This is a genomic window from Sphingobium sp. D43FB (assembly GCF_002312805.1).
GTDB lineage: Bacteria > Pseudomonadota > Alphaproteobacteria > Sphingomonadales > Sphingomonadaceae > Sphingobium.
The window spans coordinates 50,380-61,198 of sequence record NZ_NMUA01000026.1 but is presented as its reverse complement, the minus strand read 5'-3'; the positions used below and the strand labels follow the sequence as shown (position 1 = coordinate 61,198).

At 58.8% G+C, this 10,819-nt stretch carries 12 protein-coding genes, 1 tRNA gene and 1 pseudogene; 4 read left to right on the top strand and 10 right to left on the bottom strand.

Translation table 11 applies throughout. From position 1 onward, the window contains the following. The first annotated feature begins 808 nt into the window (after window positions 1–808). Window positions 809–1,720, top strand: coding sequence for a DUF6492 family protein (locus tag SxD43FB_RS24885; RefSeq protein WP_141249538.1), 912 nt, complete (start codon window positions 809–811; stop codon window positions 1,718–1,720). 39 nt (window positions 1,721–1,759) lie between these two features. On the opposite strand, the gene SxD43FB_RS18470 is transcribed toward SxD43FB_RS24885, so the two are convergent. The 8 genes from SxD43FB_RS18470 to SxD43FB_RS18440 all read right to left on the bottom strand — a co-directional run bounded on the left by SxD43FB_RS18470 (window position 1,760) and on the right by SxD43FB_RS18440 (window position 8,624). Further along, window positions 1,760–2,407 (bottom strand): transposase, encoded by a 648-nt coding sequence (locus SxD43FB_RS18470; RefSeq protein WP_096063434.1) that lies wholly within the window; start codon window positions 2,405–2,407, stop codon window positions 1,760–1,762. A 127-nt stretch (window positions 2,408–2,534) separates the two neighbouring features. Continuing rightward, the gene (locus SxD43FB_RS18465; protein ID WP_096063433.1) at window positions 2,535–3,413 is read right to left on the bottom strand and encodes an OmpA family protein; all 879 of its coding nucleotides are present in this window, start codon (window positions 3,411–3,413) and stop codon (window positions 2,535–2,537) included. A gap of 293 nt (window positions 3,414–3,706) precedes the next feature. Next, on the bottom strand, window positions 3,707–3,874 hold the full coding sequence (locus SxD43FB_RS25340; protein WP_176482830.1) for a hypothetical protein: 168 nt from the start codon (window positions 3,872–3,874) through the stop codon (window positions 3,707–3,709). A gap of 470 nt (window positions 3,875–4,344) precedes the next feature. Next, entirely contained in the window at window positions 4,345–5,034 is a 690-nt protein-coding gene (locus tag SxD43FB_RS18460; RefSeq protein ID WP_096063432.1) for a hypothetical protein, read from the bottom strand. Between the two features lie 125 nt (window positions 5,035–5,159). Then, window positions 5,160–5,231, bottom strand: a tRNA-Thr gene (locus tag SxD43FB_RS18455). 28 nt (window positions 5,232–5,259) lie between these two features. Next, on the bottom strand, window positions 5,260–6,117 hold the full coding sequence (locus SxD43FB_RS18450) for a hypothetical protein (RefSeq protein ID WP_096063431.1): 858 nt from the start codon (window positions 6,115–6,117) through the stop codon (window positions 5,260–5,262). After that, a complete protein-coding gene (locus tag SxD43FB_RS18445) occupies window positions 6,114–7,418 on the bottom strand; it encodes a replication-associated recombination protein A (protein WP_096063430.1) in 1,305 nt (434 codons plus the stop codon). The genes SxD43FB_RS18450 and SxD43FB_RS18445 overlap by 4 nt, the downstream gene beginning before the upstream one ends. Before the next feature lie 27 nt (window positions 7,419–7,445). Beyond that, window positions 7,446–8,624, bottom strand: coding sequence for a glycosyltransferase family 1 protein (locus SxD43FB_RS18440; RefSeq protein WP_096063429.1), 1,179 nt, complete (start codon window positions 8,622–8,624; stop codon window positions 7,446–7,448). A 126-nt stretch (window positions 8,625–8,750) separates the two neighbouring features. Between SxD43FB_RS18440 and SxD43FB_RS18435 the strand changes: the two genes are divergently transcribed. The 3 genes and pseudogenes from SxD43FB_RS18435 to SxD43FB_RS18425 form a co-directional block, all read left to right on the top strand. Further along, window positions 8,751–8,969 (top strand): DUF2945 domain-containing protein, encoded by a 219-nt coding sequence (locus SxD43FB_RS18435; RefSeq protein WP_037473443.1) that lies wholly within the window; start codon window positions 8,751–8,753, stop codon window positions 8,967–8,969. Window positions 8,970–9,027: 58 nt separating this feature from the next. Then, window positions 9,028–9,681: an MOSC domain-containing protein gene (locus tag SxD43FB_RS18430; RefSeq protein WP_096063428.1), complete on the top strand. Its 654-nt coding sequence runs from the start codon at window positions 9,028–9,030 to the stop codon at window positions 9,679–9,681. 64 nt (window positions 9,682–9,745) lie between these two features. Continuing rightward, window positions 9,746–9,862: pseudogene (locus SxD43FB_RS18425) on the top strand (NAD-dependent protein deacylase); the annotation flags it as partial. Window positions 9,863–9,948: 86 nt separating this feature from the next. Here SxD43FB_RS18425 and SxD43FB_RS18420 read toward each other — a convergent pair. Together SxD43FB_RS18420 and SxD43FB_RS18415 are read right to left on the bottom strand one after the other, a co-directional pair. Further along, window positions 9,949–10,458, bottom strand: a complete 510-nt coding sequence (locus tag SxD43FB_RS18420; RefSeq protein WP_096063427.1) for a hypothetical protein — start codon at window positions 10,456–10,458, stop codon at window positions 9,949–9,951. Window positions 10,459–10,590: 132 nt separating this feature from the next. Next, window positions 10,591–10,818, bottom strand: a complete 228-nt coding sequence (locus SxD43FB_RS18415) for a hypothetical protein (protein WP_096063426.1) — start codon at window positions 10,816–10,818, stop codon at window positions 10,591–10,593. Window position 10,819: the final 1 nt, after the last annotated feature.

The window sequence follows — 10,819 nt, the reverse complement described above, 5'->3', positions numbered from 1 at the left end:
GGCGGGTGTGGCCTGTGGCATTTTTTGCCTCGCTGCAGGTTGGTCTAGACATCCAATTTCCTACAGCAAGCCAAAGGCTTACGCCACTCCCGCCAACCCTCAAAGCCCCACCGCTGAATAAGACGGGTTAGCCTGTGACAGCTGCCCGCCAATGCTTTGGTCGGGCAGCTGGTCGCATTCTTCCCGTTCCGCTTTTCTCGCCCGAAGGCGGACTATTCGTCCACTGGAAGGGCATAGCGATTTAGGCGGGCGATATGCCCGCGATGGGTGGATTTGAGACAGTCAGCTTTTGGGGAGATGATTGGCGAAAGCTGACGTCGCGCGGAAAAAATCATTCGGCAACAATCGCCCCATTGCAGACATACAGCAAATGGGGAACCATGCGGCGGTGAAACGCGCCCACATCTTTGTCCTCGCAATCGCAAGCATCGGCGCGGCGGCTAATTACCGCGATCTCGCTCGCGATATGGCCGCAGCCCTCTGCCGCAAACGTCCCAGCCCGCTGTCGTCGGGGCAGCCCCGGACAGGCCAGGCGTCATCCAGCGAAAGGTTGCCAACGGCTATCGCGCCAAATGTGCTGCAGACGCGGAGGCCGCCCTGCGGTAAACCGTTGACACTGCGTGCCTCACCGGACAACTCCCCTTCCGCACCATCCTGGGCGCCATTTTCGCCTGAGCCCCCGTACGAGGGGTTAGGTAATTACGCTTCTGGGCTTAATTATAGTTTCAAAATGATTTTATTGAGAGTAAACTAATTTATAGCTGGCTATTAAAAGGGTTGGTTACTTGTTAAAAAATGTAGATAACCTATGAATAAAAAATTAGATATAGTAGTTGTTTCTCACGCTGGAGAATTTGATTTACTTCGGCTTCAAGCTAAATCTATTGCTCATTTTGTCGACCCAAATCTGATTAATAATTATATAGTGATTTGGAATGATGATGGGCCAACAGATTATGTTTTCGAAACTCTTTATAAAGACAATTCCGATATCAAAGATATTCTGAGGGTTTTACCGCGCTCTAATTTCTTATCAGAGACTGATCGTTATACCGGGTGGCGAATGCAGCAAGTACTTAAAGTGCTTGCATCTCGCGTTGCAACGTCAGAATATATTTATGTTCTTGACACTAAGAACCATTTTATACGAAATGTAAACGAATTTGATTTGTTTGACTTAGGCGGATTACCATTCGTTTCGCTATCTGATTACACCGGAAGTCCGTTCGAGAATCACTTAAAAACGTGTTTTGAATATTTTGGTTTCAGTTATTCAGATAGATTTATTATAGATGGGTTGCCGACAATTACTCCGATAGTTCAGCATCGAAAATTAGTTATTGAAATGACAGAAGCTATTGAAGAAAAGGAGAAAAAGAGTTTTCAACAATGTTTTCTCGATATGTTAGTTTTTAAAAAATCGACGGAATTCCTCCTTTATTATGCATATTGTGCAGCCAAATATAATCTTGATGACCTGTATGTGGTGCGTAAGAAAAATTTCTTTACTTTGTTTAAATCGACAATTGACATGCCAGAAACGAAGTCAGCAGCTCGATTGAGAGCACTAGAAAATGATGAATGTAAGAGTTTTGGGTTGCATTCAGGGCGAATTGGAAATTTGCGGCCGCTTGAGATGCATATTATAACTCAGACTTGGAGCAGGTCGGGTCTTTTGCCTTTCGTTAAACTTATAGGATTGTATCAAAGGCTTACATAGTTAGGTGTTCAGTAATTACCCACCCCGTGATTTGAGCCTTCAGGCGGGGATAGCACCAAGGATCGCGTGGAAGGGGTTTGCGCCGGCCAATCGTGCGGTATCGACGGTTGTCCGCAAGTCGGCTTCGGCATCGGCAGCCCATTTGGCGCGGTAGCAGTTTGTGACTTTGCGTTGGATGACGCTGGGCCGCAGGTCTTGCTCGCTGACGTTGTTGGTGGCGTCGACCTTTCCGGGGAAGTCGCAGAAGGTGAGCATTTGGTCGCGTGCGCGCCTGATTTGGCCGAGAGGTTTATGCGCCAGTTCACAGTCGGTGGCAGTGTCTAGGATCGCATCAAGGTCGCGTAGCAATGCACGCTTTCGGTTTTTTACCGTGGAGGCAGCGAGCCTGGCAATGTCGCGCGCAAGGCCGAAGGCGCGATCGAACCAGATTTGGAGGCGCATGCCGATAAGGTCGGTGCCGTAGTGTTCGACGAAGCGCGCTTTGCGGTCGAGACGGGCGAGGCAGGTCTGGTGGTGCAGCCCATGTCCTTGCTGACCGGTATAGCGATCCCATATCCAAACGTCGGGTTGATGCCCTCCAATCGTGTCGCGAACCACTTGGGCGGCGCAGCTGAACACGGCGGTATGAACGACGACATCAGGCGCACAGAATACCCATAATCGGTCGTGCAGCGTTCGCCTTGCCATCTAGATGAGCGGCGGGTTTCAGGCGTAATGATGACATGACCGAGTATCCCAATCTGGTCGATGGCAGACTGGAGATGGGAGACACAACGGCTGGTATAAGATGGGGCCGGGCGCCCCATCCCTTACATCAAAGGCCGTCCAGCCCCTTGCTGACCAGAATGTTTACCTCGACGCGACGGTTCTGTGCCTTGCCTTCCTCCGTGCTATTGTCCGCCCGCGGGTCTGCCTGTGCCATGCCGGTGGGGGTCAACATGCGATAGGGCTTCCAGTGACAGGCTTGCTGGAGATAATTGACGACGCCACCGGCTCGCTTTTCACTCAGTGCCTGGTTGAATTCAGCGCTGCCTGTGGAATCGGTATATCCCACGACGAGCAGGAGGGCATTGTCCATGCCCTGCGCGGTGGTCGCAGCATTGCACAGGTCGCTCTTCGCTTGCGGGGATAGAACAGCCTTGCCAGTGTCAAAGTTCACGCTGGTTGTGCTCTTGATGTTATACTGATCGATCTCGCCCATGCGTCCGCGCAGTGCCTCTGTAGCAGCAGTCTGCTCGTTAAAGCGCTGATCGGTTCCGTTGTGGATCATCGTGGCAGTCTTGAGATCCTTGCCGGTCAGCTTGATCTGGCTTGCCAGAAGGGCGTCGCCCGACCGCAACGTTTTGATGGTCACCGGCAGGCCGTTAATCAGCGAGGTCGCTGCCAGCTTATCGCTGTCCAAGCCAAAGAGGCCTTTGCTGGCCGTGATGCGGGTCATGTCGTCGATCGTGACGATCGATTTAGTACCATCAACGGCAGTGACCTGCACTTTGGCACCGCTGCGCGCAGAAATGATGCCCTCTATTTTCGGGCCTTCGGACAGTTCGGACCGCTCCTCCGGGGTCGGATAAGTAACGGTCACTTCAAGGGGGGCGTCAGGAAGCGGCTGCGTCTGTGCTGACGCACTAGTCGCTGCGCCAGTAAACAGCGTACTCAGCAACAGAAGCCTTGCACTATTAGAAATGATACTCATCGCATTCCTCTTCAGCAATTGGGCGGTGGATCACCGTTAATCGTCGAACCATCCGCCGGACGCGGGCAAAAAACAATAGCCCGCTGTCTACGCACTAGATTTGCAGCCTCAAATTACGCCCTGCGGACGTGACATTCAGACTGTTGGGGATAACCTGTCCAACATATGAACAGAGGCCCGAATCGATAATAGGATCGATAGTGTGCGTTCGCCACGCGACGAGCCGACATGGGCGTGCGGCCATCAATCGATGGGTTTGTCCCTTCTCAACTTTCAGCGAGCAAGCTGCGTTTTCAATCCGGTAGATAATCGGCCAGCCGGTTGGCCCAGCCAAATTTCTCTGCCTCTCGCAACGCGCAGACCAGTTCCCATATCTCCATGGGATGGGGCGAATGCCCCTCTTCGATCATCATTGTCATCGTGTTGAACTCTCGAGCGAGATCCTGATCTTCCTGCGGCATCGCTCTTGTTCGCGCTTCGTTCTCGATTCGGTCAAGTGGTATTGCGTGGCGACGGGGCGGACGGCCGGGGCCGGGGAGTAGGATCCAGGCCGAGAGGGTCAAGAGGGAGAGCTCCTCGGCCCGGACCGAGCGGCGACCCCGAATCGCGCGCTTATTCCCCCGCCTCGCCCGCGCACTTTTTATGTCGCTTTTGATGCACTGGTGAAGCGGCGTTCAAGCGGCTGACGGCCTGCCTTACACTGCCCATTTTTCACACCGCGATGTGATGCGTTTCGATGCAGCGACGGGGCTGGGGACGGATGGCGGTCAATGGCACAGGATTTTACCCTGGGCGCCCCCTGGGAAGCCCCGGTGGCGCGCAAGCGACACCGTCTCCCGACGGCGCGTCGAGAGTGGATGGACGCCATTTCAGGCGACGGCTGTGGCGATTCCTTCAAATCAAAGCCTGGCGAAGCCAGTCCTCATCCCCTTTATATATCTACCCTCGGATAGTGTCGGGACTTCCGACTAGCACTATCGCGACGATCTACCCCGGCCTCCAAAGCATCAAGGACGGCCAGGAGGGCGGGATCAGCCTCCGGCTTAGGCGGTGCGGTCAAATGTTTTGGGGTGCGACCATGTCGTTTGATGACCTTGCGCTTTAGCGCCGCCCTGAACGTATGCCACACCCGGCGAGGCGCGCTGCAGATGTCGAACCAGAATGCGTTGCTGATCTGCTCTCGTTGAGGTCCGGCCATTCCCACCGTTTCCGCGGCTATTGTTCTGCGCACCCATCTGAGGCCGAGCCACTTCGCGAATCGCTTACAGGCTTCAATCGCGGTCGCCCGATGGCAACCGGCGCGGTCGGCCAGTTCCTGATAGCTAGGATCGAGGCGGCCGGTTTTGAAATCGATCAGCTTCAGAAAGCTGAGCAAGATTCGCCGGTCCCCGTCCTGCAGGCGATCCGCTTCCCGGTAGCGCTTTGTGCGCTGGTCGTGGAGCAGCTCGTCGAACGCCTGCAAGATGGCACCTATCCAGTCCCATCCATCGCGGACGGGCTTGAACACCTGAGCGCGTTCATCATCGATGTCATAGCTGTTGCGGCGGGGCGTGCGTTTCCGATCAGGATCTTTCCGATCGGTGAAGCCCGCAGCGATATCGCCGAAGGAAAGCACGCTCATGCGCGCGCTCCGCAGTCGAATCGAGCCGCCGAGAAAAGGCGATTCGTTTGGCCTTGATGTATGCGCGAGAGGAGCACAAAATGCCCTTTCAAACGCAAACCGCCGAAGATGTATGTTAATGTCGGTGCCGGATGCAGGATTTGAACCCGCGACCTTCGGTTTACAAAACCGCTGCACTACCCCTGTGCTAATCCGGCGCGCCCATCGGGCCGAACGCCCTTACTATCAGATGACGCCGAACGTCCAGCCCTCTGTTGCAGCGATCTGCGGCTTCAGTGGCGCTGGCGACCAAAGCGATGGCTCCAAGGCCGCGCGTCGCATCCAGGCGGCGGTGACGATGGCATCGGCGCCATGGTCATCGGGCAGCGATTCGGCATAGGGCGCAGACTCCAGCGCCGCCAACGCCGCGTTGATCGCCTCCAGATCGCGCATCTTGCTCCGTCCCTTTGGCCGACCGGCGGCGCGCGCGGCAATGCTGGTGTAGATTTCAACGATCAGCGAACCGGCGGCAGGCAGGGGATCGAACGGCCATATCGGCACATGCGGGCGGACATGATGCAACAGCCGCATCCCTGCAAAACTGGCCTTGGCAACCTGCGCCGCGCCGATCGCGTCATAGACGGTGGACGGCTTGCCGCCGCCGCCCGCATTATAATGGGCTTCGCAGGCGCGGTTGTGCATATAGTCCGCTTTCACCCCGTCCGCCTTGCCGAAATAGAAATGGCGGCGATGGGCGACTTCCAACAGGCTGGCCGCGCCCAGATCGACATCGTCGCAAACCGACTCGACATAGGCCCAGAAGGAGGGCGCATCCTGCGGCACCACATCGCCCGGCAGATAGGCCCCGCGCGCAACATAAGGCGGGGCAAAGCTGAAATCGAAGCCGAACAAGGTCGGCGTCTGCGCGCAGGACTCGATCAGCCACTCCGCCACCGCCTGGCGCGACCAGACTCGCCCGGCGTGTTCCACCAAACACGGCGCGGCATCGCCTGCGTCGCAGACCGCCACCGCAATGCCCTTGTGTCGCACCCCCTTCGCGCCCGACCAGTCGATCGCAACGAAGCGCTCGAAGCGCGGCGTCATCCCTCTTGCCGCTCGGCGCGCAACCGGTTCCAATGCGCGATCCGCTCGGCGATCCGCGCCTCGAAACCGCGATCGGTCGGCGCGTAGAAGGTTTGCGGGGTCATCTCCTCCGGCCAGTAATTCGCGCCGGAAAACCCCTCCGCCGTATCATGGTCATATTGGTAGCCCTTGCCATAGCCGACCTGTTTCATCAGCTTGGTGGGCGCGTTGACGATGTTCATGGGCGGCATCAGCGATCCGGTATCGCGCGCCGATTTGAACGAGGCCTTCATCGCCGCATAGGTGGCGTTCGATTTGGGCGCGGTCGCGCAATAGAGACAGGCTTGCACGATCGCCAGTTCGCCTTCGGGACTGCCCAGAAATTCATAGGCATCCTTGGCGGCCAGGCACTGGACCACCGCCTGCGGATCGGCGAGGCCGATATCCTCGGTCGCGAAGCGCACGAGGCGACGCAGCACATAGAGCGGCTGTTCGCCCGCCGTCAGCATCCGCGCCATATAATAAAGCGCGGCCTGCGGGTCCGATCCGCGCAGCGACTTATGCAGGGCGGAGATGAGATTATAATGCCCCTCCCGATCCTTGTCATACACCGCGACGCGGCGGTGGAGCAGGGCCGAAAGCCCCGCCGGATCGAGCGGCTCGGGCAGGTCGATCGCATAGAGCGTCTCTACCTGGTTGAGCAGGAAGCGCCCGTCACCATCGGCGCTGGCGAGCAGCGCATCGCGCGCGGCGGCGGTCAGCGGCAGAGGCCGCTGCGTCAACGCCTCCGCCCGATCGAGCAATTGTTCGAGCGCCACCGCGTCCAGCCGCCGCAGGATCAACACCTGCGCCCGCGACAGCAAAGCCGCGTTCAACTCGAAGCTCGGATTCTCCGTCGTCGCGCCGACCAGCGTCACCGTGCCGTCCTCGACGAAGGGCAGGAAACTATCCTGCTGGGCACGGTTGAACCGGTGGATCTCGTCCACGAACAGCAACGTCTTGGCGCCCTGCCGCGCATGGTCCTTGGCTGCCGCAAACACCTTTTTGAGGTCCGCCACGCCTGAAAACACGGCTGAAATCGGCTCGAACCGCATCGCCACGGCATCGGCCAGCAGCCGCGCGATCGTCGTCTTGCCGGTGCCGGGTGGTCCCCACAGGATGATCGACGACAGCCGCCCCGCCGTCACCATCCGCCCGATCGCGCCATCCGCCGCGGTCAGATGCTCCTGCCCGACCACCTCCGCCAAAGTGCGCGGCCGCAACTGGTCGGCCAGGGGCGCACTATCGCGCGCAGCATCGTCGGAAGCAAACAGGTCAGCCATGGCGACTATATAGGGAGGGCAGGGCGCTCAGGGAACGGGGCTGGATCGCAGCACCATACCCTGCGCCCGCTGGCGGATCACGCGCAGATAGGTGTCGACCAACGCCTGGTTGACTTGGTCCCAGCCATTGCGCTCCGCCCGTGTGCGCGCCGCTTCGCCGGCACGCGCGCGCGCTGCGCTATCGTCGCAATACTGTTGCAAGGCATCGGCAAAGTCGCCGATCGCGCCGGGGCGGATCAGCCGACCGGTGACACCGTCCGTCACCAGGCTTTCGCTGCCGGTCGCCCGCGCGGCCACGGTGGGCAAGCCACAGGCCATCGCCTCCAGCGTCACATTGCCGAACGTCTCCGTAACCGACGGATTGAACAGCATGTCCATGCTCGCAACCGCGCGCCCCAGATCCGGCCCGCCCTGAAAGCCGGTGAAGACGGCGTTCGGCAACCGGTTCTGGAACCACTCGCGCGCCGGGCCTTCGCCCACGATCAACACCTGATGCCGCACCTGCCGCGCCGCCAACTGGTCGATCGCATCGGAAAAGACGTCCAGCCCCTTTTCCATCACCAGCCGCCCGATAAAGCCGATCACCGGCGCGTCATCGGCCATGCCCAGCGACTGCCGCCATTCCAGGCTGCGGCGGCCGGGGTTGAAGATGTCGCGATCGATACCCCGCGTCCAGATGCCGACATCATAGCTCATCCGCTGTTCGCGCAGCAGCTGCGCCATCGAATCGGACGGCGCGACGATCGCATCGCAGCGGCGATAGAAACGCCGCAGCATCGATTCGATCAGCGGCTCCAGAAAGGCGAGGCCATAATAGCGCGGATAGGTTTCGAACCGGGTGTGGACAGACGCCACCGTCGGCAGGCCATGATCCCGCGCCCAGCTGAGCGCCCGATGGTTGAGCGGGTCGGGGCTGGAAAGATGGATAAGATTGGGCTGGAACGCCTTGAGATCGCGGCGAACCTGCGCCGACATGCGATAGGGGACACGATATTCCTTGCGCCCCGGCACCGGGAAAGACGGCGTGCTGACCAGGTCACCGGCAGGCGCGAACGCCGGCGTGTCGGTTGTCGGCGCATAGACCCGCACCGCCGCGCCTTGCCGCAGCAGATAGCCGACAAAGCGGTTGAGCGCCTGGTTCGCCCCATCGCGCACATAATTATAGTTGCCGCTGAACAGGGCAACGCGAAGGCCGGATGCATCCATCGCCGCCCCTTAGCCCAACAGAATGTAAAACCCAAGGGAACCGGTTAAGCCGTTGGGAATTTTGACCTTCGCTTGTCATGTAAACCGGCTGGCGCAGCATGCGCCCGACAGGAAGAGGATGCCCTGATGACCGAGACATTTCGCAAGGGAAAGCGGGTCAAGTGGAACTGGGGGCAGGGCGTCGGCCGGGGTCACATTACCGAGCGGTTCGACCGCCATGTCGAACGCACGATCGAAGGATCGCTGATCCGTCGCAATGGATCGCCCAACGATCCCGCCTTCCTGATCCATTCCGACAATGGCGGCGAAGTCCTCAAGCTGCGTTCGGAAATCAGCCCAGCCTGACGCCACCTGCCGCCGATCGGCCCTCGCCAGCGGTCCGCAGCCATGGCAACATGGCGGCATGGATACGCCCTTCATGACAGTCGATGCCTTGCTCGTCGGCAAACCAGCGCCCTTTCGCGGCCCCGACTATAGCGCCATCGCCAAGACCCCCGTGACCGGCCCGGTGCGGATCGGCTGGGGCGGTCTGGAGGGCGATCAGGTCGCCGATCCCATCCATCATGGCGGCTGGGACAAGGCGATCCATCTCTACCCGCAGGACCATTATGCCTGGTGGCGCGACCGCAAGCCGGGCCATCCGCTGCTGGACGCGCCCGGTGCCTTTGGCGAAAATATCGCCGCGCGGGGCATGACCGAAGAGACGATCTGCTTAGGGGACCGCTTCACCCTGGGCAGCGCGATCGTGGAGGTCAGCCATGGGCGCCAGCCCTGCTGGAAGCTCGATCATCGCTTCGGCGCGCGCGATGTCTTGGCCACCATCGTCAAGACCGGCCGCAGCGGCCTCTATTTCCGTGTGATCCGCGAGGGCGAGGCGCAGGCAGGCGAGCGGATGGCCTTGCTCGACCGCCCCTTGCCGGAATGGCCCATCGCAAGGGTCTTTCACCTGCTGATCGGCGGCGGGCATAAGGCAGACCGCGACGCGGTGGCGCAACTGGCCGACATGCCGGTCCTGGCGGAAGCATGGCGGGACCGGGCGTGGCACTTGGCGGCGTGACCCGTCCGCCGGTGGCTTACGATAGTCGGTTTCTCGCCACGCTCCGGCAGGCCAAAGCCGCGTCATGATCCACGATATATCGTCCATTGCCATCCTGGCCGTCGCAGGCATTTCCGCCGAAAGCGGCTTTGCCACCTTTCGCGGGCCGGATGGGCACTGGGAAGGGCATCGCGTCGAGGATCATGGGCACGCCCATGGCCAATGATTTCTGCAAGCGACCAAAGCAGGTCATAGGTAACTAACGGATTAAAGCCTCAAAGCAGACGTTTAAGTGAGCGGTTGCCAGAGCGCCATCTCAGGCGCTGTATCGGCTGAATGAAGGCTGTATTGACCATCTGCACGATAGGCAAAGACGTCGTCTGGCCCATAAATGAACCATTGTTCTGTAGTCGGATCGTCGCCGGCTGGCCAAGTTTCGAGAAGGCCTCCAAGATCAAATTCAAATTTGGATCGGCCAGCAGAAGGAAGCACCGAAATCTTAGTCAGTTTTTGCCCATCGAGGTTAGCGGTGGCGCGGGAGATGTCATCTCTACTATCTTCGCTCCACGCGATTGGCTGACTGTCAACGATTACACGCCACTCGCAGCAATAAATCCAGACGTGCCACCGGCCTTGAACATAAGCCTGCCGTCGAAAGCCTCGCTGCTCCGAGCGCCATTCTTGTATTTTTAATTCAGGGTCGCCGAACTCGAAGGTCAAAAAGCTGGCATAACCTTGCTTGGCTCCCCACGTTGGTTGGCCGATCATTGGCAAGGTAAAACTATCAAGAGCTGTCATGAGGAGTTGATCGCACCGATCGCGCAAGTCTGCAATGCATGGCTAAATCTTCGAAACCAGACAGTCTGCTTTCCACCTTTGATCGCCGTTCGCAGCGGTGGTTTACGCTGGGTCTACGTGATTGAACCATCACTACGGCCCTTGGAAAATCGTCACGATGCCGATCGCGGCCATAAGAAATGAGAATAGCATTCCTATCGAAGCAAAAATCGTTGTCGCACCGTAAGCTACAGGCGTTTCGCCCTTTGAATATATAACGCCTTTGACGTTCAACTCGCCCTTGGTCACAAGCAGGTAAAGCCTCGTCGCCATAAGGCATCCGACAATTGCGAAAAATACCGTAAAGAGAATGTCGCTCATC

Excerpts from the sequence above, each read along its gene's own strand:
- SxD43FB_RS18435 (WP_037473443.1), top strand. The coding sequence starts at position 8,751 with ATGACCGAGACATTTCGCAAGGGAAAGCGGGTCAAGTGGAACTGGGGG.
- SxD43FB_RS18460 (WP_096063432.1), bottom strand. The coding sequence starts at position 5,034 with ATGAGCGTGCTTTCCTTCGGCGATATCGCTGCGGGCTTCACCGATCGG.
- SxD43FB_RS25340 (WP_176482830.1), bottom strand. The coding sequence starts at position 3,874 with ATGCCGCAGGAAGATCAGGATCTCGCTCGAGAGTTCAACACGATGACA.
- SxD43FB_RS18420 (WP_096063427.1), bottom strand. The coding sequence starts at position 10,458 with ATGACAGCTCTTGATAGTTTTACCTTGCCAATGATCGGCCAACCAACG.
- SxD43FB_RS18450 (WP_096063431.1), bottom strand. The coding sequence starts at position 6,117 with ATGACGCCGCGCTTCGAGCGCTTCGTTGCGATCGACTGGTCGGGCGCG.
- SxD43FB_RS18440 (WP_096063429.1), bottom strand. The coding sequence starts at position 8,624 with ATGGATGCATCCGGCCTTCGCGTTGCCCTGTTCAGCGGCAACTATAAT.
- SxD43FB_RS18415 (WP_096063426.1), bottom strand. The coding sequence starts at position 10,818 with ATGAGCGACATTCTCTTTACGGTATTTTTCGCAATTGTCGGATGCCTT.
- SxD43FB_RS18470 (WP_096063434.1), bottom strand. The coding sequence starts at position 2,407 with ATGGCAAGGCGAACGCTGCACGACCGATTATGGGTATTCTGTGCGCCT.
- SxD43FB_RS18465 (WP_096063433.1), bottom strand. The coding sequence starts at position 3,413 with ATGAGTATCATTTCTAATAGTGCAAGGCTTCTGTTGCTGAGTACGCTG.
- SxD43FB_RS18430 (WP_096063428.1), top strand. The coding sequence starts at position 9,028 with ATGGATACGCCCTTCATGACAGTCGATGCCTTGCTCGTCGGCAAACCA.
- SxD43FB_RS24885 (WP_141249538.1), top strand. The coding sequence starts at position 809 with ATGAATAAAAAATTAGATATAGTAGTTGTTTCTCACGCTGGAGAATTT.
- SxD43FB_RS18445 (WP_096063430.1), bottom strand. The coding sequence starts at position 7,418 with ATGGCTGACCTGTTTGCTTCCGACGATGCTGCGCGCGATAGTGCGCCC.